Source organism: Marinomonas rhodophyticola, from assembly GCF_026113935.1.
Classification (GTDB): domain Bacteria; phylum Pseudomonadota; class Gammaproteobacteria; order Pseudomonadales; family Marinomonadaceae; genus Marinomonas; species Marinomonas rhodophyticola.
On sequence record NZ_JAPEUL010000011.1, the window covers coordinates 295,796 to 319,756 of the forward strand.

At 42.0% G+C, this 23,961-nt stretch carries 23 protein-coding genes and 1 pseudogene; 14 read left to right on the forward strand and 10 right to left on the reverse strand.

Features of this window, described 5'->3' with window-relative positions; genetic code table 11:
• The first annotated feature begins 134 nt into the window (after positions 1-134).
• The 3 genes from pomA to dapB all read left to right on the forward strand — a co-directional run bounded on the left by pomA (position 135) and on the right by dapB (position 2,847).
• The gene (gene pomA, locus ONZ52_RS21065; RefSeq protein WP_265220604.1) at positions 135-890 is read left to right on the forward strand and encodes a flagellar motor protein PomA; all 756 of its coding nucleotides are present in this window, start codon (positions 135-137) and stop codon (positions 888-890) included.
• A 26-nt stretch (positions 891-916) separates the two neighbouring features.
• Positions 917-1,909 carry a flagellar motor protein MotB gene (locus ONZ52_RS21070; RefSeq protein WP_265220605.1) on the forward strand — a complete coding sequence of 331 codons (993 nt, stop codon included), beginning with the start codon at positions 917-919 and terminating at the stop codon, positions 1,907-1,909.
• A gap of 137 nt (positions 1,910-2,046) precedes the next feature.
• Complete coding sequence (dapB, locus tag ONZ52_RS21075; RefSeq protein ID WP_265220606.1) at positions 2,047-2,847, forward strand: 4-hydroxy-tetrahydrodipicolinate reductase; 801 nt, start codon at positions 2,047-2,049, stop codon at positions 2,845-2,847.
• Between the two features lie 74 nt (positions 2,848-2,921).
• On the opposite strand, the gene ONZ52_RS21080 is transcribed toward dapB, so the two are convergent.
• The 5 genes from ONZ52_RS21080 to ONZ52_RS21100 all read right to left on the reverse strand — a co-directional run bounded on the left by ONZ52_RS21080 (position 2,922) and on the right by ONZ52_RS21100 (position 7,004).
• Positions 2,922-3,410, reverse strand: coding sequence for a MarR family winged helix-turn-helix transcriptional regulator (locus ONZ52_RS21080; RefSeq protein WP_265220607.1), 489 nt, complete (start codon positions 3,408-3,410; stop codon positions 2,922-2,924).
• 277 nt (positions 3,411-3,687) lie between these two features.
• Positions 3,688-4,278, reverse strand: a complete 591-nt coding sequence (locus ONZ52_RS21085) for a cryptochrome/photolyase family protein (RefSeq protein WP_265220608.1) — start codon at positions 4,276-4,278, stop codon at positions 3,688-3,690.
• Positions 4,187-4,975 carry a deoxyribodipyrimidine photo-lyase gene (locus ONZ52_RS21090; RefSeq protein ID WP_265220609.1) on the reverse strand — a complete coding sequence of 263 codons (789 nt, stop codon included), beginning with the start codon at positions 4,973-4,975 and terminating at the stop codon, positions 4,187-4,189. Before ONZ52_RS21090 ends, ONZ52_RS21085 begins: the two co-directional genes overlap by 92 nt.
• A gap of 15 nt (positions 4,976-4,990) precedes the next feature.
• Positions 4,991-5,971 (reverse strand): YbgA family protein, encoded by a 981-nt coding sequence (locus ONZ52_RS21095; protein ID WP_265220610.1) that lies wholly within the window; start codon positions 5,969-5,971, stop codon positions 4,991-4,993.
• Between the two features lie 22 nt (positions 5,972-5,993).
• Positions 5,994-7,004: an NAD(P)/FAD-dependent oxidoreductase gene (locus ONZ52_RS21100; RefSeq protein ID WP_265220611.1), complete on the reverse strand. Its 1,011-nt coding sequence runs from the start codon at positions 7,002-7,004 to the stop codon at positions 5,994-5,996.
• A gap of 182 nt (positions 7,005-7,186) precedes the next feature.
• On the opposite strand from ONZ52_RS21100, the gene ONZ52_RS21105 reads away from it, so the two are divergent.
• On the forward strand, positions 7,187-8,116 hold the full coding sequence (locus ONZ52_RS21105; RefSeq protein ID WP_265220612.1) for a MerR family transcriptional regulator: 930 nt from the start codon (positions 7,187-7,189) through the stop codon (positions 8,114-8,116).
• 98 nt (positions 8,117-8,214) lie between these two features.
• Positions 8,215-8,454, forward strand: a complete 240-nt coding sequence (locus ONZ52_RS21110) for a DUF2061 domain-containing protein (protein WP_265220613.1) — start codon at positions 8,215-8,217, stop codon at positions 8,452-8,454.
• A 63-nt stretch (positions 8,455-8,517) separates the two neighbouring features.
• On the opposite strand, the gene ONZ52_RS21115 is transcribed toward ONZ52_RS21110, so the two are convergent.
• Positions 8,518-9,876: a sodium-dependent transporter gene (locus tag ONZ52_RS21115; protein WP_265220614.1), complete on the reverse strand. Its 1,359-nt coding sequence runs from the start codon at positions 9,874-9,876 to the stop codon at positions 8,518-8,520.
• Positions 9,877-10,317: 441 nt separating this feature from the next.
• Here ONZ52_RS21115 and ectA point away from each other — a divergent pair, with 441 nt between their 5' ends.
• The 5 genes and pseudogenes from ectA to ONZ52_RS21140 all read left to right on the forward strand — a co-directional run bounded on the left by ectA (position 10,318) and on the right by ONZ52_RS21140 (position 15,406).
• Positions 10,318-10,827, forward strand: coding sequence for a diaminobutyrate acetyltransferase (ectA, locus tag ONZ52_RS21120; RefSeq protein ID WP_265220615.1), 510 nt, complete (start codon positions 10,318-10,320; stop codon positions 10,825-10,827).
• A 117-nt stretch (positions 10,828-10,944) separates the two neighbouring features.
• A pseudogene (gene ectB / locus ONZ52_RS21125) lies at positions 10,945-12,259 on the forward strand (diaminobutyrate--2-oxoglutarate transaminase).
• A 150-nt stretch (positions 12,260-12,409) separates the two neighbouring features.
• Complete coding sequence (locus ONZ52_RS21130) at positions 12,410-12,799, forward strand: ectoine synthase (protein ID WP_067013657.1); 390 nt, start codon at positions 12,410-12,412, stop codon at positions 12,797-12,799.
• A 154-nt stretch (positions 12,800-12,953) separates the two neighbouring features.
• Positions 12,954-13,871, forward strand: coding sequence for an ectoine hydroxylase (thpD, locus tag ONZ52_RS21135; RefSeq protein ID WP_265220617.1), 918 nt, complete (start codon positions 12,954-12,956; stop codon positions 13,869-13,871).
• A gap of 92 nt (positions 13,872-13,963) precedes the next feature.
• Positions 13,964-15,406, forward strand: a complete 1,443-nt coding sequence (locus tag ONZ52_RS21140) for an aspartate kinase (protein WP_265220618.1) — start codon at positions 13,964-13,966, stop codon at positions 15,404-15,406.
• A gap of 112 nt (positions 15,407-15,518) precedes the next feature.
• On the opposite strand, the gene ONZ52_RS21145 is transcribed toward ONZ52_RS21140, so the two are convergent.
• Together ONZ52_RS21145 and ONZ52_RS21150 are read right to left on the reverse strand one after the other, a co-directional pair.
• Complete coding sequence (locus tag ONZ52_RS21145; RefSeq protein ID WP_265220619.1) at positions 15,519-17,714, reverse strand: bifunctional diguanylate cyclase/phosphodiesterase; 2,196 nt, start codon at positions 17,712-17,714, stop codon at positions 15,519-15,521.
• Between the two features lie 204 nt (positions 17,715-17,918).
• A complete protein-coding gene (locus tag ONZ52_RS21150) occupies positions 17,919-18,500 on the reverse strand; it encodes a HupE/UreJ family protein (protein ID WP_265220620.1) in 582 nt (193 codons plus the stop codon).
• A 264-nt stretch (positions 18,501-18,764) separates the two neighbouring features.
• Between ONZ52_RS21150 and ONZ52_RS21155 the strand changes: the two genes are divergently transcribed.
• Positions 18,765-19,400, forward strand: coding sequence for a LysE family translocator (locus ONZ52_RS21155; RefSeq protein ID WP_265220621.1), 636 nt, complete (start codon positions 18,765-18,767; stop codon positions 19,398-19,400).
• Between the two features lie 123 nt (positions 19,401-19,523).
• On the opposite strand, the gene ONZ52_RS21160 is transcribed toward ONZ52_RS21155, so the two are convergent.
• On the reverse strand, positions 19,524-20,627 hold the full coding sequence (locus tag ONZ52_RS21160) for an OmpP1/FadL family transporter (RefSeq protein ID WP_265220622.1): 1,104 nt from the start codon (positions 20,625-20,627) through the stop codon (positions 19,524-19,526).
• A gap of 168 nt (positions 20,628-20,795) precedes the next feature.
• Here ONZ52_RS21160 and ONZ52_RS21165 point away from each other — a divergent pair, with 168 nt between their 5' ends.
• Both ONZ52_RS21165 and ONZ52_RS21170 read left to right on the forward strand, forming a co-directional pair.
• Entirely contained in the window at positions 20,796-21,059 is a 264-nt protein-coding gene (locus ONZ52_RS21165; protein WP_265220623.1) for a DksA/TraR family C4-type zinc finger protein, read from the forward strand.
• Between the two features lie 240 nt (positions 21,060-21,299).
• Positions 21,300-21,830 (forward strand): hypothetical protein, encoded by a 531-nt coding sequence (locus tag ONZ52_RS21170; RefSeq protein WP_265220624.1) that lies wholly within the window; start codon positions 21,300-21,302, stop codon positions 21,828-21,830.
• A gap of 79 nt (positions 21,831-21,909) precedes the next feature.
• On the opposite strand, the gene ONZ52_RS21175 is transcribed toward ONZ52_RS21170, so the two are convergent.
• Complete coding sequence (locus tag ONZ52_RS21175) at positions 21,910-23,121, reverse strand: phosphoribosyltransferase family protein (protein WP_265220625.1); 1,212 nt, start codon at positions 23,119-23,121, stop codon at positions 21,910-21,912.
• Positions 23,122-23,382: 261 nt separating this feature from the next.
• On the opposite strand from ONZ52_RS21175, the gene nudK reads away from it, so the two are divergent.
• Entirely contained in the window at positions 23,383-23,958 is a 576-nt protein-coding gene (gene nudK, locus ONZ52_RS21180; protein WP_265220626.1) for a GDP-mannose pyrophosphatase NudK, read from the forward strand.
• The last annotated feature ends 3 nt before the right edge of the window (positions 23,959-23,961 follow it).

Consider the following 23,961-nt stretch of genomic DNA (forward strand, 5'->3'; position numbering starts at 1 on the left):
ATTGCCCATTGTTCGAGGGAGTGTTAATGAAAATTACAAAAATCCTGTAAGAAGATGTCATCCTTTGTCTTTGTTTCGTATAGAATCACTAGCATTAATTGGTCGTATTATAGCTTTTTTGTCAGGAGACGTGTGTGGATATCGCAACGTTAATAGGACTTGTTGGGTCTTTTATAGTAATTATTTCCGCCATTTTTGTTGGTGGGTCAGCGGGAATGTTTATTGATACAGCATCCACGTTGATTGTTTTGGTCGGATCTACTTTCGTTGTTTTGATGCAATATCCTTTAAGCCAGTTTCTTAGCGCGGGTAAGGTGGCGGCAAAAGCGTTTATGTTTAAAAGCGTTCCGTTAGATACTTTGATCGATGAAATATACGGATTAGCCGATGAAGCACGAAAAGGGGGGTTGCTTTCTTTAGAAGGAAAAGAAGTTGGACACCCTTTTTTGTCAAAAGGCATTCAAATGTTGGTGGATGGTCATGATAGTAATGTTGTGAAAAGCCAATTAACTAAAGATATGAACCAGTCGTATCTTCGTCATACGGCTGGCGCTAAAGTGTTTAAAGCCTTTGGTGATGTTGGCCCTGCGATGGGGATGATAGGGACACTGGTCGGCTTGGTGCAGATGCTGGCTAACATGGACGACCCTAAGGCTATCGGCCCTGCGATGGCTATTGCCTTATTGACCACTCTTTATGGTGCGATGTTAGCAAACATGGTGTGCTTGCCCATTCAAGCTAAGTTAAACATTCGTGCTAATGAGGAGTTAACTTGTCAGAAGCTTATTTTGGATGCCTTGCTTGCCATTCAGTCAGGCCAAAACCCTCGTATTTTGGATGGTGCTTTAAAAACCTATATTGCTGAAAGCAAGCGAACTGAACGTGAATAATATTTTAGTTGTAAACGGATTCGATAATGAGTGATGAAGAAGAGTCAGATTGCCCCGAATGTGTAGAGGGCTTACCTGCTTACATGGGAACGTTTGCGGATCTCATGTCGTTGTTAATGTGTTTCTTTGTACTTTTGCTGTCGTTTGCTGAGATGGATGTGTTGAAATTTAAGCAGCTTGCTGGTTCATTGAAAGCAGCGTTTGGTGTGCAGAGTGAATTGAAAGCAGATTCAATTCCGATGGGAACGTCGATAATTGCCCAAGAGTTTAGTCCAGGTCGACCTGAGCCAACACCGATTAATGAAGTGAGGCAAAAAGTAGACAGTACTCCTGAAAATACGCTTGAGGTTATTTGTAAGCCCGGTGATGCGGAATTGAAAGAGCAAAATAACTCCGGCTCCCCTTCGCCAGTTACTTTTGTGGATAAATCTAACGCGGATCTTGATCGAGAGAAAAAAATTCAAGAAACAGAGGGCGATGCGCAAATGATTGCCTCAGTGATGCGTGAAGAGATTTCAAAAGGTACAGTCGAAATAGAAACGCAAGAGCAGACAATCACGATAAGGATTAAGGACAAAGGATCGTTTGAGTCCGGTTCTGCGGAGCTAAATTACGACTTTATTCCTGTTATTGACTTAATTCGTGATGTCTTGGCAGGTATTCAAGGGACAATTTCAGTCGAAGGGCATACGGATAATGTGCCGATTGACAGCCGTCGTTTTCGCTCGAATTGGCAGCTATCTTCTGCCCGAGCCATTTCTGTCGCTGAAGAGTTATTTTCAACTGGAATTCTTAATCAGGATCGTTTTGCCGTGACTGGTTATGCGGATACCCGTCCTTTGGTGCCAAATGACACCTCAGTGAACCGCGCCACAAATCGGCGTGTTGAAATTGTGATTAAGCAAAATGACACCTCTCGTCCGACTATGCGGACGACGGTGGATGATGTTCCTTCCGATGGCGCCATTGAGTTTGGTTTGGACAATGTTGAAGAGTTGCGGCCTAATGAAATCTTTTAGGCGTTTTAGCGCGTAGATATATAAAAAGAAGCTTCGGCTTCTTTTTTTGTTTGTATGGCGAGTTGTTGATTTTTAATGCTGAGATTCAAGAGAATTTTTGCTATGGTTTGCGCAGACAAAATTGAGGAAACAGACAAATGCGAGTAGCAGTTATTGGCGCGTCCGGGCGCATGGGAAAAAATTTAATTACCGCTATTAATGACGCTAATGGTGTTTTTTTGGGCGCGGCTATTTTAAAGCCTGGCAGTAGTTTGATTGGGGCCGATGCAGGCGAGATTGCTGGGGTTGGAAAATTGGGCGTTGCTGCGGTTGCGTCGTTGGCTGATTGTGTGGATGATTTTGATGTTCTAATTGATTTTACCACACCGACGTTAACGTTAGAAAATGCCGCTTTTTGTGCTAAACATCAAAAAGCCATCGTGGTTGGAACAACGGGTTTAAATGACGCTGAAAAAGCAAAACTAAATGAAGCAGCAAAACGATCGCCTATAGTATTTGCCCCTAATATGAGTGTTGGTGTGAATTTAACGCTTAAGCTATTGGCGACTGCTGCGCAGATTTTGGGTGATGATTATGATGTGGAAATTGTAGAGGCGCATCACCGTCACAAAGTCGACTCACCTTCTGGTACGGCATTACGTATGGGGGAAGTGGTTGCTGAAGCGTTAGGACGCAATTTAAAAGAATGTGCTGTCTATGGTCGTGAAGGCCAAACTGGTGCCCGTACTCAAAAAGAAATTGGCTTTGAGACCATTCGCGCGGGCGATGTTGTTGGTGAGCACAGCGTTTGGTTTGCGACTGAAGGTGAGCGTATTGAGATTGTTCACAAGGCTAGTAGTCGAATGACCTTTGCCAAAGGTGCTGTACGTGCAGCAAGCTGGTTAGAGGGGAAATCTGCAGGTATGTATGATATGCAGGATGTGCTGAATTTAAAATAATGGTTTGATAGCATTATATAAGATCAAAAAATGGCCGCATCGTTGCGGCCATTTTTTGTTAATTCTGATATGTGCTAAGCCATAGCGTCAGGAGAATTAATATCCAATAGTGGAGCAGCATCGAGATTTTCTGCGTCCATCATCATAGCAATACGTTGTAATGATGAAAGGACTTGAGTTTGTTCCCAGCCCTCTAGTGATTCAAACTCGTCAATGAACTTTTCATGAAGTAATGGTGGCGTTGTTTTGAGTATTTCAAGTCCGGACTCTGTTAGTCGTGCATTGACAATTCGTTTGTCTTTTTGTGCTCTAACTCGTTCTACGTATTTTCGATCTTCCAAACGATTTAATATGGTTGTCACGGTTGCTTGGCTTAATGAGACACTATCCGATATCTTGCGAACCGTTACATCGCCAAGTGCTTCGATAGAACGCAGTACCATAATTTGTGGAATCGTTAATCCGCAAGCTTTTACTACACGCTTTGATTGAAGATCAGTAGCGCGAATAATGCGTCGTAGATGGACTAAAACGTCGTGTAAGTGTTGTGGTGAGTTAGGCATATGTATTCAGTAATCCCGAAAATTTTACGGATTATAGGGTTTTGTTTTGATCTGTAAAAGATTAGTTTGAAAAGTTACAGTTCAAAGTATATAGGTGTTTTTCGTTTTTGCCAATAATCTCGCTATGGACAACAGAAAAACACCGTTATCCTAACGATCTTTTATTGTGTCAAACGCCGCAATAGCCGCTAACCTTGCTGATTTATAATCAATGATAGGTATAGGGTAGTGGCAGCGTTTTCTTTGTTCAGGTTTAGGGTCATGAATGGATTTTGCGTCAAGTTTGGCGAGCCTCCGGAACAAAGCGTCGAATAAAATCTCCATTTTCATCGTAAGTTTGAGATTGTCTTGTGGGGTTGAAAACACGGAAATAAGGAGCGGCATCGCATCCGGTGGATGCGCTCCATTGCCATCCACCATTGTTTGCCGCGAACTCTCCATCAATGAGTTTACTCATGAAGTAAGCCTCGCCCTTGCGCCAATCGGCAAACATTAGTTTGGTAAAAAAGCTGGCAGTGATCATTCTTAAGCGGTTATGCATCCACCCCGTTTGGTTTAATTGACGCATGGCTGCATCAACAATAGGGAAGCCTGTTCTGCCTTCACACCATGCTTGAAATTCTTCTTCGTTCTCTCTCCATACCAGGGCATCTGTTTCTGGCTTGAATGGTCGATTCATGCAAAGAAAAGGAAAATGGCTCATCAACTGGCGGTAAAAGTCACGCCATGCAAGCTCTTTTAGCCAGATACTTTCTTGCCAGCGTCTTCCTTCTTGGTTACAAATATAGAGAATGGCCTCTAAACATTGTCTTGGCCCTAAAGCACCTAAGGCAAGATAAGGTGATAATGTGCTGGTGGCGGGCTTCAATGGGATAATCTCTAGCAGTTTGGTAATGGCGTTCTTTGTGATGACAGAACTGCCAAAGTTTTTGTTTTGCTGTGTCATGATCGGCTGGCCATAGATCGTCTCTAAATGGTTTTTCCCATGTCAAATTTAAGCTGGGCTCTGGCAGCGGCTCTGCTTGAGATTCAGGCATTGGCATCGGTGTGTTATCTTGTTGAGCAAGCAGACTTATCCATTTGTTGAAAAAGGGTGTGAAGACTTTAAATGGCGTACCTTGCTGACTCAGCACATCTTGCGGAACAATGATGTCAGTCGCTTGTACGTGAGTGTGAATCTGATGTTGCTGTAACTGTTCACACACTGCTAGATCGCGCTGCTGTTCGTGAATCGGTAAGTCGCGGTTAAACCAAAGATGTTTGATATTGTGGTTGAGACAGAAAGTGGTGATGGCTTCAGGGAGTTGGTCAAACGTGTCGGCATCAATAACATGCAACGGGATGCCTAGTGTTGCTAAGGTGTTAGCAAGAGACTTCATCAGCCCAGCGCGAAGGCCAGTTTTTGCGTCTGATTCGTTATGTTTCTCCCACTGTATTGGTGTAGGGGTTAGGATAACCGCTATGCCTTGCTCTGCCTTGCCCGCTTCGAGTGAGGCGAAATAGAGCGCAGGGTTATCCAGACAACGAAGATCGTTTCTTAACCAAACCAGATGTTCAATGTTCATTTTTCTGTGTTACCTTCAAACTGTATTACGAATACCAAGAGGCGATGGATAGGGGATAAAGTAGCTTTGTTGGTTTACATATTCACTGCCGTAATGCTTTAAGTAGTGACGAAGTAAAGTAACGGGAGTGGCAAGGTTAACTTCGCCGCGTCGGTATTGCTCAACCACATCTAAAATATCGTTGCGCACCGATACATCTACAGCGTGCTTTAAATACCCCACTAGATGCATAAGAACATTGCAATGGTTTTTGCGTTCGGCTGGTTTTGATAGTGTGGTCATTAAAATGTCAAAATAAGCCGTTTTTAATTCATCAAAAGGTCTTGGGTCATTACCTGAGAGCATGCGTCCAAGCTGACGATAAGTAGGTTGTGAGTGGGCCATGACCATGTATTTGTAACGACTGTGGAAGGCGATCAGGTCTTTCATCCGAGCATCAGCAGTCATGCTGTGACGAAAATCATGATGAGTGAAGACTCGCAGCAAAAAATTTTCACGCAGTGCGGGGTCATTTAAACGTCCGTCTTCTTCAATCGGTAGCAATGGATAGCGTTGTCTCAGTGCTTTGGTAAAAAGTCCGACACTTCTTTGCATGTGCGGGTGACCATTTTCCTGATAAACCTTGATTCGTTCCATGCCACAACTTGGTGACTTTTTCATCAAAATATAGCCGTCTAAATGGTCTAGTTTTTCTAGGTACTGGTTAGACGCCGCCATGAAAACATCAGAAACATCTTGATCAGAATGTTTGCTGAAAACCATTCTTGGTGAGTTAGGATCGCCCTCTAGTCGTAGCGTTGGGCGAGGTGTACCGAAGCCGGCCGCCACTTCAGGACAAAATTTCTGGTAGTCAAAATATTGGCTGAGTATGTTGTCACAATAGTCTGAATGACTATGGCCACCATTAAAGCGAACATTGTCTCCGAGTAGGCAAGAGCTGATTCCAACTGGGATTTTATGGGGCAATTGATCCGGTGACGGTTGCGAGTGCGTCATAGTTGAATCCTCCAATATTCTTCTATTTTGGGTCTTTAATGTATTGAATAAGTGAGAGCGCGCTGAGTAATGCGCCTTCTGCGTCGCCTTGACATAGCCAATCACCAACCAATCCAACGTTGTTTTCTGCTGACCAAGCAAAGGCGTTATTGCCTTTATTTTCGGTAAATCGACTGAAGAACCAACGATGTGGCTCACCGTGTTTTAGTACTCTGTGTTCGGTTATGTCTGCAAAGGCTTGCAGAAGTGTCTGGGTGACCCATTCTTTATCATGATCAAGGTGCTGTTTAGTCCAATCTGGATGAGTTTGAATGACCCAACGATCTATTTTTTCACTGTGACGCATGGGTTTGTAATTGTCTTTAATCATGCGTTTGATTAGTGAATTTTTCGGTTCAATAAGCGCATTTAGATCACATGTGTCTGTTTCTAACCACATTGCCCATTGTGATTGATAAGAAGCGCTTGCTTGATTTGCTCTAAGTAGGAGTACCGCCAATTCGCTGTGAGTGGCTAATATTGAGGCCGCTTGCGGTGCTGGTGCTGCGATAATAATGGTTTTCGCTATCACAATGGGTTGGTACTTATCGTCTCTTAGTTGCCAGTGTGGTTGCTGGTTTTTTTCTGTTATTTGCTCTAAGTGTTGGATACGAGTATTTGTGATGAAATGTGTGTTACCTAGCAAATGACGTGTAATAGCGCTCATTTTGGGAACACCCACAAAGGCTTGAGTATCCGCTTTATTGAGTTGTTTCCATGGCGCAGCGACATGCTCTTTAGTCAGTTGTTTGAAGAGTTCAATCACTTCGGGCTGCTTAGCAACAACGTAAGGCGTACCAAGATCGCAGCTATGATCATCGTCTATTCTTTTGCTGCTTGCCCGACCGCCACTGCCGCGGCTCTTATCAATGACACATACCGTTTTGCCAGACTGGGATAGCAAATGCGCACATAAGCTGCCAGCAAGGCCTGCACCAATAATGGCAATATCAAACGTTGGAGTGTGAACTTGACCGGTAGATAATGTGTTCATTTCGTTTTTTCCCAGTGTCCATGTTGCTTTTCTTATACAATATAGAAAACTGTATAAGAAAAGCAACTGGATTGTACAAAAAAATTTGTATAGTTTTATTGGCGTCGTTTTTGGTGGTTATAGAAGTTTAGGTCACAATAGGTGAATTGCCTTATATGAGTGATGATTTGTTGGAAAAATGTATGAGTCGATCGAATCAAGCGGTAAAAACACACGGTGAAGCCTCCCAAGAGGTTTTAGATGAATCTGCGTTATCGAGTGGTTCAGGGTATTTTCCTATTCGAGATTTATCCTTAAAAACGGGGGTGAACTCTGTCACGCTTAGGGCTTGGGAGCGGCGTTATGGTTTGTTAAAGCCGAAGCGTACAGCAAAAGGGCATAGACTTTATGACCAGACTGATGTGTTGCGTGTAGAGGGTATATTGCGCTGGGTTCAGCAGGGTGTTGCTGTCAGTAAGGTAAGAGCTTTATTAGAACAAGGCGCTGCATTCGATGGCGTCTTACCTTCCAGTGAATGGTTGGAGTGGCAAGAGTCTTTAATCCATGCCGCAAAAATGTTTCAGGCTGATAAGATCGAACAGATGTACCAGCAAATTTTTTCTCAATATCCTGCTGAAATTGCGATACGAGATTGGTTGTTACCGAGCTTTGAGCAGTTAGGGAAAGGGGCGTTTTTAGCGTTTTCTGAATCGGTCATATTGTCATGCCTAATGACGCGACAAAGTCATTTTAACGTTCAGAAAAAGAGCTTACCTAAGATGCTAATAACTGGTCTGTCGTCTCAGCGTATCTTATGGTGCTATATGTCAGCGGCTATCTTACTTGATAAGGGGGTGTCGTGTCGTGTGGTGCCAAATATACAACACAGTCAAGATTGGTCTAGCCTTGTTGAGGCAATAAATCCAAGGTCTGTATTAGTCTTTTGTGAAAATGAATTTGCTAATAAAGTGACTGACTTTATACAGCAAATACAGCAATGGCGACGGCCTGTTGGTGTCATAAGTCCAAGCTTTTGGTTAGCGACTCGTGAAGTTGCTATGCCTGAGGTTGCGCAAGTAAATGTTTATTCTGAGCTTTTAGAGGGCGTAGTGGATTTCTTGGGTAAAGTGTGACATTGAAAGTAAAAAGCTATTAGATAAATATCTATAATATATTTTTCTTATATTAAGCCTTCCCTTAGTCTCTATAGTAAATCAACAGGAGACTCAACATGGCTAAAACAATGACTTTTGCGGTAATGCACTTTTCGATAGCGTTTTCGGTCGCGTACCTTATAACTGGCAGTTTGTTGGTTGGCGGCTTGGTGGCGATAGTGGAACCCGCTATTAATACGGTCGCGTTTTATTTTCATGAAACTATTTGGAATAAAATTCAACAGACCAATGTGGCTTCTGAGTTGAGCAACACTATTCAGGCTGCAGGGGAAAATTACGCCCTAAGATCGATGTGATTTTTTACAGACGTTAAAAATGCCCCACCAGAGTAATGTTCCGGTGGGGGCGTGTTCATTAAATCATTTGATAGGATTTAATAAGAAGTACAATACTACAGCAACCGCGATCGGAGCTGTGAACTTCATCGAAAAGTTCCACAACTTGTAGATCGTATCTGAGGTTTCTAGCTCATCTTTTGCAAACTTATCTTTCACTATCCAGCCAGCAAACAATGCAATCAAAATACCACCTAGTGGCAACATAATGTTGGCAGTAATGTAATCTAAGAAATCGAATGTGTTTTTGCCGAAGAAAGTAACGTCAGCCATAAAGTTAAACGAACCTAGGCAGGCAATCCCCAATCCCCAAACAATCACGCCTAAACCAATAGAAGCGGTAACTCGCTTCATTTTCAAGCGTTCTACCAAAAAGGCAACAGTTGGCTCTAGTAAAGAAATCGCGGATGTCCATGCAGCAACACCGACTAACACGAAAAACAGAGTGCCAAACAACTGGCCAAAAGGCATTTGACCAAAAGCTACAGGCAGTGAAATAAACATCAAGCCTGGGCCTGCGGCTGGATCCATACCGTTTGAGAAGATAATCGGGAATATAGCAAGACCAGCCACTAGAGCCACTAGAGTATCCAGTGCACCAATAGTCAAAACTGTTTTACCGATAGAGGCTTTTTTGGTCATATAAGAACCATAAGCCATAATGGTTCCCATGCCAAGAGATAGGGTGAAGAAAGAATGACCCAAAGCAATTAGCGCTGCGTTCCATGTGAGTTTGCTAAAGTCAAAATGAAACATAAAGTTCCAGCCTTGAGCAAAACCGCCAGTCGTCATTGCATAACCAAGTAAGATGATTAGTAAAACAAATAACGCTGGCATCATAATGCGAGTAGCGGTTTCAATCCCTTTATTAATACCTGCTGCAACGACAACGACGGTCATGATGCTAAATAAGGTATGCCAACCTAGAAGAGTGGCAGGGTCTGCAAGAAGAGCACCAAAGGCAGTTCCTGCCTCATCAGATGAAATGCCACTCATTTCGCCTGTTAGCATGACTTTTATGTAGTGAAGTACCCAGCCACCAACCACAGAGTAGAAAGAAAAAATTAGAACGCCAGACAGCATTCCCATGACACCAATTAGGCCCCATTTTTTAGTACTGTCAGATTCTTCTGCTACGTCACTTAATGCATTTATTGGATTTTTACGAGCACGTCGTCCAATAAATACTTCGGCCATCATTATCGGGATACCAACCAGTAAGATACAAGTTAGATACACAAGAACGAAGGCGCCACCACCATTCTCGCCGGTAATGTAAGGGAATTTCCAAATGTTACCCAAACCGACAGCAGAACCTGTAGCTGCCAAAATAAAGATCCATCGGCTCGCCCACGAGTCCTGGATTGATGTTTTATTTGTCATAATTATCTCTAAATGGTTGAAAGCAAAAACATAAACAGCGATCAGAGTTGGTTTTTTGACCCATACCTATGCTTCCTATTTTGCCAGCACGAAATATTGCTGGTAAGCAAAACTCTGAGTAGGGGCGGGATTTTCCGAATTTCGATAGGGATATGCAACTAAAAATGTTTTTTTGTGGCGTTTTCTATCATTTTGCTTGTTCCTTACCTTTTAAAATGAATTATCAATCAATAAGGTTACGCATGTAATAGTTAGTTCTCTAAATAAATATCTGGACATATATTTGATTTCATGTAGAATGATTAGACATCAAATTAAATTGTTTTAAATATCAGTTTATTGACGTTAAGCCTCTTTATTTAGGCGGTTACGATGTTTGGTAACGGTCCGGCTTATAAGTTTAACTGGTTATAAATACTTTGTTTTCTAATGGATATAATTATGAATTCAGAAAGAATTGTGTTTACTAAACCCAGTGCGATAGATGGTATGGCTGTTAATCAGTTGGTGGCAGCCTGTCCACCACTGGATACAAACTCGGTGTACTGTAACTTGCTACAAGCAAGCCATTTCAACGAAACCTCGGTTGTTGCTAGTGTGGAGGGTGGAAGTATGTTGGGATTTGTCTCTGGTTATATTATCCCCAATCAGCTAGACACTTTGTTTATCTGGCAAGTAGCGGTTAGTGAGAAGGCGCGTGGGCAAGGTTTAGCGAAAAAAATGCTTTTATCACTACTGGAAAGAACAGCATGTGCAGGTGTGCGTTACATTGAAACTAGTATTACAGCATCAAATGAAGGTTCATGGGCTTTGTTCCGACGACTGGCAGACCAGTTAGAAGCGGCTTTAGAAGAATCTGTAATGTTTGATAAGAAAGATCATTTTAAAGGATTACACGATACCGAACATTTAGTCAGGATCGGTCCTTTTTTCAAGAAATCAGAGATCTGATGGATTTATCAGGAGATAAGTTAGAAATGCGATGAGTCCTAAAGTGTCGTTCTCAGTTTTTGCTTTCTAACATATTGCTCAAAACAACAGTTTATTCACTTAAAGGATGATGAAAATATGAAAATTTTTGACGAAATCGAATCAGAAGTACAGTCTTATGCCCGCTCTTTCCCACGCGTTTTTCACCGTGCACAAGGAGGCTCACTTGTTTGACCAAGAAGGTAATAAGTACCTAGATTTCTTGGCGGGCGCAGGTACTTTAAACTACGGCCACAACAATCCAGTGTTTAAAGAAAAATTGGTGGAATACATTCTAGAGGATGGAATTACACATGGTCTAGATATGCATACGAAAGCCAAAGGTGAATTCCTTGAAGTATTCAAAAAGCACATTCTTGAGCCTCGTGGTCTTGAGTATATGGTGCAGTTTACTGGACCAACGGGTACTAACGCCGTAGAAGCAGCGCTGAAATTGGCACGTAATGTCACTGGTCGTGAAAATATCATCAGTTTTACCAATGGTTTCCACGGTTGCAGTTTAGGGGCTTTATCCGTAACGGGTAATTCTCATCATCGTGGTGCTGCAGGTACTAGCCTTGGTGCTGGCGTTTCTACCGTACCCTTTGATGGTTATTTAGGTGATGGTATTGAAACTACTGAGTATCTTGACAAGGTTCTATCTGATTCTAGTAGTGGTGTTGATACGCCTGCTGCCGTGATTGTTGAAACGGTACAGGGCGAAGGTGGTATTAATGCCGCAAGCTTTGGTTGGTTGCAGAATCTAGAAGCCGTTTGTAAAAAGCACGGTGTTCTTCTAATCGTTGATGATATCCAAGCGGGTTGTGGTCGTACTGGTACCTTCTTCAGTTTTGAAGACGCTGGCATTAAGCCGGATATCGTTACTATGTCGAAATCACTAAGTGGTTATGGCTTGCCGTTCGCAGTTGTTCTTATGCGTCCTGAGTTGGATGAGTGGAAGCCCGGTGAGCATAACGGTACATTCCGTGGTAATAATCTTGCCTTTGTTACGGCTAAAGTAGCCATTGAGACTTACTGGAAAGATGATGCGTTTGAAAAAGAGATTAAGCGTAAAGGTGAGTACATTCATGAGCGTACACAAGCGATCGTCAATGAATTTGGTGAGGGTAACTTCACTCTTCAAGGTCGAGGCATGATGCGAGGCATTAACTGCGTGAGTGGTGAGTTGGCTGGCAAGATTACTAAAAAATGCTTCCAGAATGGTCTGATGATCGAAACATCTGGCGCTGATGATCAAGTCGTTAAATTCCTTTGTCCGCTTATTATTAGTGATGAAGATCTAAAACAAGGTATTGATATTTTAGAGAATGCCATTCGTGATGTGTGTGCTAAAGAAGACGATATGCCTGAGGCAAAAAGTTATTTTGATGAGAACTATGATATCGCTGTCTAGTCTCTCTTATACAAAGCCGCCTTCTTATTTTGAGGGCGGTCTTTTGTGTCGAACACTTGAGTGAAGTAAATAGTAAGTCAAAAACCTCAAGTTTCTTTCGGTAACGCTTTACCGACAATGAAGCGATCTTCGGATCATAAGGAGAAAAGAATGTTTGCACGTGATTTAGCTGAATGTGAAAAAACCGAACGCCGTGTTGTGTCTCCAGACGGAAATTGGGAAAGCACTCGTCTTTTATTGAAAGAAGACAATATGGGCTTCTCTTTCCACATTACGACTATTTATGAAGGTAAGGATTTTGATATGCACTATCAAAATCACCTTGAATCTGTGTATTGCATTTCTGGCGAAGGTGAAGTGGAAAGTCGCGAGACGGGTCAAAAGCATCATATTAAGCCAGGTGTTGTTTATGTGCTAGATAAACACGACGCACACACCTTACGAGCGTTTAAAGAATTGAAATTGGCTTGTGTCTTCAATCCGCCTATTACTGGCAAAGAAGTACATAACTCCGAAGGCGCTTACGAGCTGTTGGATTAAGAATACATATAAAATCAATTCGTTAATATTGAAGGAGTAGATGAGGGGGTACGATAATGTCCGCGTCGGCATCAGCTTTAGCAAGAAATGTTTTTTATGATACGAAGCTTTTGGAACAAGAGCTTTCAAGTAAAAAAATTCTAGTGAAGAGTGGGTGAAAAAGAACATACGAGGAGAACAAAAAGATGTGTATCCCTCTAGACAGTATTCTTCACCAACGCACATTCATCGCCAAGACCCCGTTATTTACTCCAATGACCGAAAAAAAGCGCCGCTCGAAGAAGCGCTTTTAGATCAGTATGAAAAGAAAGGTTTTTTATTCTTAGATGATCTTTTTGATGATCATGAAGTGGCTGATATGCAACGACATATGCAGCGCTTACGAGACAGTGATGAAATAAAGCACAGAGCAGAAAGTATTACAGAAGTGAGTAGCGGTGATGTTCGTTCGGTGTTTGATGTTCATAAGTTGAGTCATTTTTTTCAGAGTATCGCACAAGACCCACGGTTAGTTCGAATTGCAGAATATCTTTTGGGTGACGAGGTTTATCTTCATCAGACGCGTTTGAATTATAAGCCAGGATTTCGTGGAAAAGATTTTTACTGGCATTCGGACTTTGAAACATGGCATACGGAAGACGGTATGCCGCGTATGAGAGCCTTGAGTATGTCGATTACACTGACTCCCAATGATTATCATAATGGCCCTTTGTTGTTGATTCCGGGTTCTCATCAAACGTTTATATCTTGTGTTGGTGAAACACCAGACAATAACTACCTTTCTTCGCTTAAAAAACAAGATGTTGGCATTCCAGATGATGTCTCATTGCAGTCATTGATTGAGCAGAATGGTATTGAAGCAGCTGTTGGTCAGCCTGGCAGAATTATTTTGTTTGATTGCAATCTGCTACATGGCTCAAATAGCAATATTACTTCATCGCCTAGGTCGAATTTATTTTTTGTCTACAATGCCTTGTCGAATCGTGTGGTTTTACCGTTTGGTAATACGGCGCCAAGGCCTGAATACATCGCGGCTAGGAAGTCGATTAAAGGCCTCAAAAAGAGCGATTAGTGCTTAAATTTTCCGCAACCTTATGACAATATAGCGGCAGTTTTAAATTTCGGCATAAGTTGGCTTTTAGCCCCTTAAAAATTGGAAAAATGATGGGACAACATACAGTTGAGAAAATCGGCGGCACGTCCATGAGTGACTACCGTTCAGTTAGAGATAATATAATTTTTAAACCCACTTTAGCGAATAATATGTACCAGCGAATATTCGTTGTTTCTGCTTATGCAGGTATGACAGATAAGCTGTTGGAGCATAAGAAAACGGGTGACGCAGGTGTATTTGCTTTGTTTGCTCAGGAGCGCAAGCAAAACAATTGGTTTCCTGCTTTGCAAGATGTTCGCAATTCAATGTTGGCAATCAATCACAGCCTATTTGAAGCGGGAGAGCTACGCCATAAAGCGGATGCTTTTTTAAATAGTCGTTTGAAAGAAGCTCAAGAATGTTTAGAAGACTTGCATCGTCTTTGTCAACACGGACATTTCTCAATTAGTGAGCACCTTGCGACAGTTCGTGAAATGCTTGCCAGTCTTGGCGAGGCACACAGTGCTTGGAATACCGCGCACCTTTTACAGCGCGACGGTGTAAACGCTGTGTTTGTTGATTTGACCGGTTGGAATAGTCCAAGTCATATGTCGCTTGATGAGCGTATTCTAGATGCGTTTAAAGATATCGATTTAAGCAAAGAGCTTCCTATTGCGACAGGTTATGCGCACAGTGAAACAGGTCTAATGTCTACTTTTGACCGTGGTTACAGTGAAATGACATTTAGTCGAATTGCGGTTCTGACGAAAGCTCATGAAGCCGTTATTCATAAAGAATTCCATCTAAGCAGTGCCGATCCTCGTTTGGTTGGTGAGAGTAAAGCGGTGCCAATAGGTCGGACCAACTACGATGTCGCTGATCAGCTTGCTAATCTTGGGATGGAAGCGATTCATCCGAAAGCGGCGAAAGGTTTACGCCAAAGTGGTATATCATTGCGTGTGAAGAATACCTTTGAGCCAGAGCATACTGGTACGCTTATTACTGGTGATTACGTCAGTGATGCACCTTGTGTTGAGATCATTGCTGGCTGTCGTGGCGTATTTGCCGTGGAACTGTTCGATCAAGATATGGCAGGTGATATCGATAAATTTGATGTGGATATTCTTAAAGTATTAAGACAATTCCATGCGCATATCATCGCTAAAGACATTAATGCGAATACCATTACACACTATTTGGCTATCAACCTGAAAACCTTGAAGCGTGTCATGAGAGTATTGCATGAGCGTTTTGCAGACGCTGAGATTACGCAACGTAAAGTGGCGATTGTTTCCGCGATAGGTAGTGATATGAAAACCACAGGTATGTTAGCGAAGGCGGTAAAAGCCATTGCAGAACAGAATGTGAATGTGTTGGCAATGCACCAATCTATGCGTCAGGTAGATATGCAGTTTGTTGTCGATGAAGAAGATTACGAAAAAGCCATCTGCAGCTTACATAAAGAATTGGTTGAAGTGCATAATCATGGTCGAGCTATCTGTTTAGCGTCCTAATCGATAAGTAATTTGTCCAAGTGAAGACTACCAACCCTAAATGTTAGAAATGACATTTAGGGTTTTTTTATATTAATGAGAGGCCTTTGACGTTTAGAGCCTTAATTTTGCCCTAGTCAATGTGAACGATAGGGCTGCCGCGATTGAATTCCTCCGCTGTCACCGCTTTACTCACATAGTAGCCTTGACCAAAGTCACATTGAAAATTAGCGAGCATTTTCCACTGTGCTCTGGTTTCTATGCCTTCTGCTAATACTTTAATATTAAGTTTATGCGCCATGGCAATAATGGCTTCGACAATTTTTCGGTCGTCTGGGTCTTCTTCTAGGTCTATCACAAAGCTTCGATCAATTTTTAATAAATCCACGGGAAGATTTTTTAGCTGAGAAAGAGAGGAATATCCTGTGCCGAAGTCATCAATCGCAATACAAATGCCCATGTCTTTAAAGGTTTGTAGCAGTGCTCTTGCGAGGTGGACGTCTTCAAGAATAGATGTCTCAGTGATTTCAAAGCCAATTAAATTAGCCGGCACTTGATATTTAATCAGCAGCTCTTTAACTAAAACAACAAAATATGGGTCAGACAATTGCGAGGAGGCAAGATTGATATGCAGTAAAATATCGGGTCTATTCTCCAATTTACGTCTAGCCAGATAAGCAATACTTGTTTCTAGAATCCAGTAGCCTAACACCACAATTTTTCCCGTGCTTTCGGCCAGTGGAATAAAATCATTGGGGAAAATTAAGCCTTTTTCAGGATGATTCCAGCGGATCAGAGCTTCTGCACCAATGACTTGGTTGGTATGAAGGTCAAACTGGGGCTGAAAGTACAGTTCAAACTCATTTTTTTGCAAGGCCTGTGTTAAGTCTTCTTCTGCTTTGACCAAGTTATGAGTGCTGATTTTCATATTTTCAGTATAAAAAGCGTATTGATTTTTACCTTGTGACTTTGCTTGATACAAAGCCATATCTGCGTTCTGCATAATAGTGACTAAGTCATAGCCATGTTCAGGTATCATGGCAATGCCAAGAGAAGTACTGAGCATGTACTCACGTGTCTCTAGTTTTGCTGGAGCACGAATGCTCTCTAATATTCGTGTGGCTTTTTCGCCTGCTTGTTTTTTACTGCTCACGTCACCCAATAAAATACCAAATTCATCGCCACCTAAGCGGACCACTAAGTCGGAAATACCTTTTAATTTAGTGAGACGATTTGCCACAATAACCAGAACATGATCTCCAACATCATGACCTATGGTGTCGTTAATGCGTTTAAAGTTATCGAGATCAAAGTAAATAAAGGCTGAAATACGCTTAGCCTTTTGATTATCAAATAGTATTTGTGGAAGGCTATCTTGTAGGTAACGACGGTTTGGTAAAGCAGTTAAAGGGTCCTTATAAGCTAAATCTTGCAGTTCTGCGGTTTTTTCTTTTACTAAAACTCTGAGTCTAAGTGGCTGAAGTAAAATACCGTATAGCGACATAGCGAGTAAAAGCGCCACAATAATAGAAAGCATATAGCCTGATATTCTGCGTTTTTCTAATTGTTGATCTAAATCACGGCTAACGCTAAGGGTCCATTTACCAACGGGCAGAATCAACTCCGTTGACGCTTTGATATCCGTTAGAGGCATAGCTGAAGAGAAAAGAGGAATGCTTTGGTTGCTATCTGCGTAGATTCTGGTAAGGCTGAATTGATAGCCCTCTTTCTCCAGTTGTTTTAACTGTGTCGTTTCTAATAGATTTTCTAAATACACAACTGCCGAAGCAAATCCCCAAAACAATTCATATTGGGTTTCTTTATGTAAAAAAACCGGCGCACGACTAATCACAGCTACACCGCCTTGAACGAGAGGAACGGGACCAATAACAAAGAGTTGGCGATTTTGAATAGCTAATAAGGCCTCATCTTTGAATCTTGGTGTTGATACAATATCGAGTCCAATGGCGGCTTCATTGCCCTTCAGTGGATAGATTTGTTTAATAATACCGTCTGGTGAGAGTTGCAGGTTTTCAATGCCACCAATTGACTGTATCAGTTTGTCTGCGTAGCTATCAAACCATTCGGTATTACCATTATTTAGTTCAACTTCATAAGCTAATATTTGCGCCGTGGTAAAAATAGAGGATAGACGGCGTTCGAGAAGAGAGGCTTGCGTGCGAGAAAGGCCGCTTAAAATAGATTGTTGTTGATTAATAATGGAATTGGTCGTGGATTGGGTCCAATAAACACCAAATAAAGCAATAGCAAAAAAAGCGACCAACGAGAAAAATAGAGCTGAAGGCTGTTTAAACTCGGCTTTTTTCAATGAGCTATCCTTTATTCGATAATTGATAAACAGTCTGGAATCATACACATAAATTGCTTAGAGGTATTTGGTTTTTTTGTAAATTCATATGAGGTTATTGTTTTGATTATATTGCATTAAGCGGCAGTTAAACCAAACGATAGTTGATGGAGAGAAGAAGAGTTCGCCACGATTTAGTGATCAAATCGTGGCGTGAAAAGCCATTTATACTAGGGCGAGAAAGACACCTGCGACGGCAATCAAGCTACCCATAATGCGAGTCAAAATGGGAGCTTGAAAACGAGCCATTATAATAGCAAAGCCGATACCAACAATATGCAACAGTGCGGTTGCAGCAGCAAAGCCTAATGCATATTCAGCTCCGTTAGCATTCAAAGGCATTTCTAAACCGTGAGCGGCGCCATGGAAAAGAGCAAACAATCCAGCAATGCCAGCACAAACGGCAATAGGGAAACGTGCCGCGCCAACTAACAAAGCGCCCATCAGAATCACCGACAAGACAATGCCTTGCTCGATGAAAGGAACTTGCACACCCGCAACCGCTAATCCGCCACCAACCAACATGGTGCCAACAAATGCGGCAGGAATCGCCCACAAAGCACGACCACCAAGGCTTGCAGCCCAAAGGCCAATGGCTAGCATCGCTAACAAATGGTCCAAACCACCCATAGGGTGCATAAAGCCCGTCATAAAGCTGGTTGTGTGTTCGTGTCCTGGGTGAGCGGATGCAAGAGCGGGTATAGCGGCAACAAGTGCGGCTAATGCCATTTTAAGCGATAAACGCATGGATTTGTCTCCAAAAAATATTTATAAATATTAAGACCGTACAAAATGGTCTTGTCTAAACCACCGCTCTTGCGGCTGGAACAGAAGATTCTAACATACCCACAGTGTGGGTAAATTGAATGATCTTGCCAATCGATAACGAAATATTCAGCTGCCAACAAAATACGGTGGTAAATTAATCTTCTATTTAGTGTTAACTATCCATTTCATAATCAGTCTGATTTAATTTGGGCAATCAATCTGGTGTTTACCTAGGAGTGAACTATGGCCTTCCATCTATGGACTTTGTTTTTCTTGGCTTACTTGGTGACCACTCTGTCACCGGGGCCGAACGTATTGTTGGTGCTTAAGAACAGTATTCAATTCGGTTGGAAATCAGCCTTCATTACTATTTTCGGTAATTTGACCTGCCAGTTGTTGATCGTGTGCTTAGTTGCTTTGGGTGTTGGCGCATTGTTACAAACATTGCCGGTTTGGTTTCTGGTGATGAAAATATTAGGCGGAACCTATTTGATTTACCTTGGGATTAAAGCGTTACGATCCAAAAAGAAATCTACTTTTGATGCTATAGATAATACAGTTGTCACTAAGTCGACTAAAACCGGACTTGCGCTGTTTGGTGAGGCGTTCTTGGTTTCAGCCAGTAACCCTAAAACGTTGATATTTTTGTCTGCCTTTTTACCCCAGTTTTTAACCCTAGAATCGCCAGCGTATCAACAGTTTTCGATCATGTTTATTACTATCTGCGCTATCGTTACTAGCGTGCATATCGGCTATGCTTTTGGTATCGCTCGCCTAGGAAAACGCTTTTCATTAAAAAACATGGAAGCAAAAATCACCAAAATAACAGGCGGCTTGTTTATCACCATGGGTGGTGGAATATTGTTGAGTAACCGATAACGTAAACGGAAGGACGTATACGAACAAACTAACAATGATTGTGAATAGAAGTATGACAGAAAGCCTTATTTACTCTATTTATTAGGTGGCAATAAGGCCTTGTTACTAGGTGTTTCCAAAATATTACATATGATGAGACAGTTTCACTCCAAAATTCACGCTGTGATTGTTTTCGAATGTTACTTCATTGCTCGCTAGATTAGCCTTAGCTTCACCAATCCATGTATAGGATACGCCTGTCGTAATGGCAGTGTTTTGTGTTGCTTGATATTTTAGCCCAGCAGTTAATGAAGTATAGCCATCGGTTGGTGACAGGTTACTAACTAGGTTTCCTGATGGTTTTTCATACGCGATGGAGAGTAACCCTGTAAAGTTGTCTGTTAGTTTCTGGCCAAGCCCGAGAGAGTAGGTGAGAGAGTTGTCTCTATAACCAACAAGGTTATTTGCTTGATTGACAAACTGGGTGAAAAGCGGGGGAGTGATTTTTGTTTTGTTCCATTCAACCCAACGGGCAGAAAACATCAGAAGTGTGGATTGTGTAATACCAGTCTGAAAGTCGAAGTTTAATGATTTAGGCATATCGACGTTAAACGACGTCTCTTTCGTAAAAGAGGAACTGACTATATTTTCTTGGCTATCAAAATTCACCTTTATCGCTGAGTGATAGGTTAACGAGGTCCGAAGCGCGATATCTGGAATTTCATAGGCTGCGCCCAACAGATAACCCCAATCGTTCTGAGTATCTGTTTTCATGGTGTAGAGTAGATTGTTCGATCGCTGATTGACGGTAACATCACCACTTGATGTGACATTTCTTAGCCCGCCATAGACTGAAAAAGGAGGATTTATTTTATAGCGAACGATTCCGCTGATGGCTATGGTATCGACAGAAGCACGGGTTCCAGAAAGGGGATAAGTCGAATTTGAAGGGTAGCGAATATCTGCACCAAAAGGTTGATCTACAATAATGGCTATGGAAGTTGAGTTGGACACGTCTTGTTTATAGGCGCCACCGAAAAAATAGCCTTTTTTTGCCACGTTTCCTGATTGGATTGAATCCGTTAGCTTGCCTGATACTTCTGGATCAACGCTATAGGCGCTTAATTCAAGATACGTTCCTTGCTCGAATAGAGGGGCAATGGGTTGTCTTGATAGATCCATACCGCCGGCATATACCTCTTTGGCACTAATTGAGCAAAGAGTGATCAAAATGACTATGTTTTTCATGAAACTTTTACCTGTTATCGGTTCTATGTCGGCTTAACGTTTAAAATGATGCTGTAAAGCAAATAAAAAATATTTGGGCGTGTCTTTTATGGCGGCCAATAATAAAGTAATTGTAAAGGATTGCTAAATGGTAAATCGGTTATTTCTAAAGTCTGAGGCTGAACGATTATGGCGAGCGGTTGGGCGCAAGATGGCGCGGTGCAAGATCAAATAGACGCGACGGTAGACTCTGAAGTCGAGCGTGCAAAAAACAGTATGCCAAAAGGTAAGAGCCTGACTCATTGTGAAGCATGCGACGCAGTGATTCCTGAGCCTCGTCGCAAAGCCATTCAAGGTGTACGTTTGTGTATTCAATGTCAGTCTGAGCAAGAGAAGAAAGGTCGAACGTCTTGGTACAATCGGGCGGGCAGTAAAGACAGTCAGCTAAGATAAAATCGATAAGTTGTTTTTGTCATTGCATTGATATTGGTTCCAGTATTCTTCATGGAATCTGTGTATTTATCGTTGAATTTAGCCTGCTTGATCTTCTCTGTTGTGGTAAGGTTTCGCTTATCTAAAAGGGCGTTTTGATCATGAGTCTAACGCACTGTTTCTTTCAGAATAAATTAAGGATGAGCTTGTGGTAGACACTTACTCAACAGAAGTAAATAAATTAGAGAAACTGCGTGCGGCTTGGTTGCCTGCGGTGGAGTTTCTTTTGGCGAAGCCGTTGCCGAAGCCAAGTTTGATGGTTTTGAAGTTGGTGATGACATTGCCAAACCAGGTGCGGTATTTGAACACGCCGATGAACCATACCGTTATAAGATTCAGATGCCAGCTCGTGTCTTCAGTAATGATGTCATGTTGTTGGCGGATGTCATTCAAGAAATGGTTCGTGGGCAATATCCTATCGGTTTTGAAGGCGCTAAAACGCCAGCACTGTGTGAAGGTGTTGCGGTCTTTGGTGCAATTACCGCCATCAAGCAAGTGTTTGGTGAAGAGTCTGTCGATTCATATCTAAATGCATTGCGTGAACAAGCGTTTCCTTATTACGACGCGTTCTCTTATGTGGCGGTTTTGTTAGCTGAAGATCCACAAGCCATTAAGAAATTACGTGGTGTTCAACCTTTCTTGTACAAGGTAGAGCGAGTGGATTTTGAGGCTGCTCAGGTAGAAATAGACCGTAAAATCAAAGACATTCTTTTATTGGCTTTTCGTGCTTAACAACGACGTTACATCGAACAGAAACAAAAATGCCGCGTGATCGCGGCATTTTTGTTGGTAATGTTAGCTAAGTATCGTATTAGCTTTTTAGTTCAGACAATTCTTCACTAAACCAAATTTTGCGTTTAAAGCGAGGGTTTTTAGACGACATATCGATTTTATAAGGGTTAGGCTCGTGGATCTGTGGCAAATCAAGAATGTTGCAAAGCTCTTGAGCAAGCCATTTCTCTACTTTTAGCACAACCATTTTCTTACGCAAGCGACCTTGCTCATCACGGTTTAAAATCGTGGGTAGGGTATTCAGCGTTAAAATCTCACCAATTGCTGGATGCGCCATACGCTCACGACCTTCATCGCTGGCATAAAAATGCGATACGGCAAACACCATGCGTTGAGGATTGATTTGTTGTAAGAATTGGCAAGATTTTACCACGGTAGAACCCGTGCGAACCATGTCGTCAAACAATACAATGCTCGCACCATCTAGGCCGTCGAAAGTGTGTTCGCTTTCTTTATGGAGAGTGATTTCTACTTTACGTTCAGCGGTACGGTCTTTGTCTAGCATAATAAATTTTGCTTTGCTTAGGCCGAGTGTTTTGTACATTTGCTTAACGAAGTCACGTGCGCCTTTATCGGGAGCACAAAGTACTAATCCTTCCCCATCTTCACCGTAATGTAGAATGTTTGAATTCAACAAGTAATGCGCGTAAATCTCATAAGGAATTAAATTATGGAAGTCACCTTCAAATACTTCGGTAAACATCTTTTGAACGGACTCGGAATGGTTGTGAATGGTCATCACAGTGTCCACGCCAGATAGTTTTAGCAACTGTGCATAAAGTTTGGCAGTAAAAGGCTGGCCATCGAATTTTTTAATATCTTGGATATCACGTTCAAAACTGGTTTCGCCTAAGCTTTGGTGAGGACCACGATCTTGTGCACTATAGAAAAGATCTGGCTCGACCAAAATGACGCGGTCGGCTCCGTTCTCTTTTGCTGCACGGGCGATGATCAGGTTAGACATCGCCAGTTCTTGACGACTTTTTACGTGGCTGCCAGTACTCACAATGATGACAGCCTTACCCTTGAGTTTGCGGCCAATATTATCGAAATCGGCTTCATCGGAGATAAACCGAGGGCAAAACTCGGAATTCATGAACTGCTTCATACTGATTAAATCAGCGATGTCTTCGTGTTGCCCCATTGCATAAGCGACATCAATAGCAAAAGGGTTATCGGAAGAGTTACTAACAACGACGACATTAGTAGCCTGACCGGTCAACAAAGTCATGATAGATCCTTAACTAAGGGTATGGGAATTTGCGCTGATTTTAATACTTGTAGGTTTGTTTCGATAGGGTTGATTGAGGATAAATGGCATTTTTATAAGGATTGGACATGGCTAGGGTCACTTATGCACCAGATAATGGCTGCCAATATCATGCTTCCTATCTTGAAACATTTAATTTGAGTGAATAGATTGGAACCCTTTGCCCTGCTATATTCTGATTAAGGCTTGTTTATAAACCTCTCTAAAGAGACTCGTGCGATTATGACAGACATTCGAAATATAGAAAAAACACTGCTATCTGACAATTGGTATACCTTGAATAAGTTTTCTTTTGAACTAAAAGGCAAAAATGGTCAGTGGCAACGTCAAGAGCGTGAAGCGTACGATAGAGGAAACGGCGCAACTATTTTGCTGTACAACGTTGAAAAAAAGACAGTGGTACTGACACGACAGTTTAGAATGCCTACTTTCGTTAATGGCAATCAGGATGGCATGTTGATTGAATCTTGTGCTGGATTATTGGATCAAGATAACCCCGAAGATTGCATAAAACGAGAGACGGAGGAAGAAACGGGTTTTAAAGTCGAGCAGGTACAAAAAGTCTTTGAAGCCTACATGTCACCCGGTTCTGTGACAGAAATTTTATACTTCTTTGTGGCTGAATACTCGGACAACATGAAGGTATCCGATGGTGGCGGCCTCGAGCACGAGCAAGAAAATATCGAAGTGCTAGAAGTGGATTTTCAATTAGCGTGTGACATGATAGTTTCAGGGGAAATTAAAGATGGTAAAACCATTATGCTGCTGCAATATGCTAAATTAAACGGTTTGCTATAATGC

Excerpts from the sequence above, each read along its gene's own strand:
- ONZ52_RS21090 (WP_265220609.1), bottom strand. The coding sequence starts at position 4,975 with ATGAACATTGAACATCTGGTTTGGTTAAGAAACGATCTTCGTTGTCTG.
- ONZ52_RS21150 (WP_265220620.1), bottom strand. The coding sequence starts at position 18,500 with ATGCGTTTATCGCTTAAAATGGCATTAGCCGCACTTGTTGCCGCTATA.
- ONZ52_RS21155 (WP_265220621.1), top strand. The coding sequence starts at position 18,765 with ATGGCCTTCCATCTATGGACTTTGTTTTTCTTGGCTTACTTGGTGACC.
- ONZ52_RS21115 (WP_265220614.1), bottom strand. The coding sequence starts at position 9,876 with ATGACAAATAAAACATCAATCCAGGACTCGTGGGCGAGCCGATGGATC.
- nudK (WP_265220626.1), top strand. The coding sequence starts at position 23,383 with ATGACAGACATTCGAAATATAGAAAAAACACTGCTATCTGACAATTGG.
- ONZ52_RS21160 (WP_265220622.1), bottom strand. The coding sequence starts at position 20,627 with ATGAAAAACATAGTCATTTTGATCACTCTTTGCTCAATTAGTGCCAAA.
- ONZ52_RS21165 (WP_265220623.1), top strand. The coding sequence starts at position 20,796 with ATGGCGAGCGGTTGGGCGCAAGATGGCGCGGTGCAAGATCAAATAGAC.
- ONZ52_RS21100 (WP_265220611.1), bottom strand. The coding sequence starts at position 7,004 with ATGAACACATTATCTACCGGTCAAGTTCACACTCCAACGTTTGATATT.
- ONZ52_RS21110 (WP_265220613.1), top strand. The coding sequence starts at position 8,215 with ATGGCTAAAACAATGACTTTTGCGGTAATGCACTTTTCGATAGCGTTT.
- ONZ52_RS21080 (WP_265220607.1), bottom strand. The coding sequence starts at position 3,410 with ATGCCTAACTCACCACAACACTTACACGACGTTTTAGTCCATCTACGA.
- ONZ52_RS21175 (WP_265220625.1), bottom strand. The coding sequence starts at position 23,121 with ATGACTTTGTTGACCGGTCAGGCTACTAATGTCGTCGTTGTTAGTAAC.
- ONZ52_RS21070 (WP_265220605.1), top strand. The coding sequence starts at position 917 with ATGAGTGATGAAGAAGAGTCAGATTGCCCCGAATGTGTAGAGGGCTTA.
- ONZ52_RS21095 (WP_265220610.1), bottom strand. The coding sequence starts at position 5,971 with ATGACGCACTCGCAACCGTCACCGGATCAATTGCCCCATAAAATCCCA.
- ONZ52_RS21140 (WP_265220618.1), top strand. The coding sequence starts at position 13,964 with ATGGGACAACATACAGTTGAGAAAATCGGCGGCACGTCCATGAGTGAC.
- dapB (WP_265220606.1), top strand. The coding sequence starts at position 2,047 with ATGCGAGTAGCAGTTATTGGCGCGTCCGGGCGCATGGGAAAAAATTTA.
- ONZ52_RS21105 (WP_265220612.1), top strand. The coding sequence starts at position 7,187 with ATGAGTCGATCGAATCAAGCGGTAAAAACACACGGTGAAGCCTCCCAA.
- ONZ52_RS21130 (WP_067013657.1), top strand. The coding sequence starts at position 12,410 with ATGTTTGCACGTGATTTAGCTGAATGTGAAAAAACCGAACGCCGTGTT.
- ectA (WP_265220615.1), top strand. The coding sequence starts at position 10,318 with ATGAATTCAGAAAGAATTGTGTTTACTAAACCCAGTGCGATAGATGGT.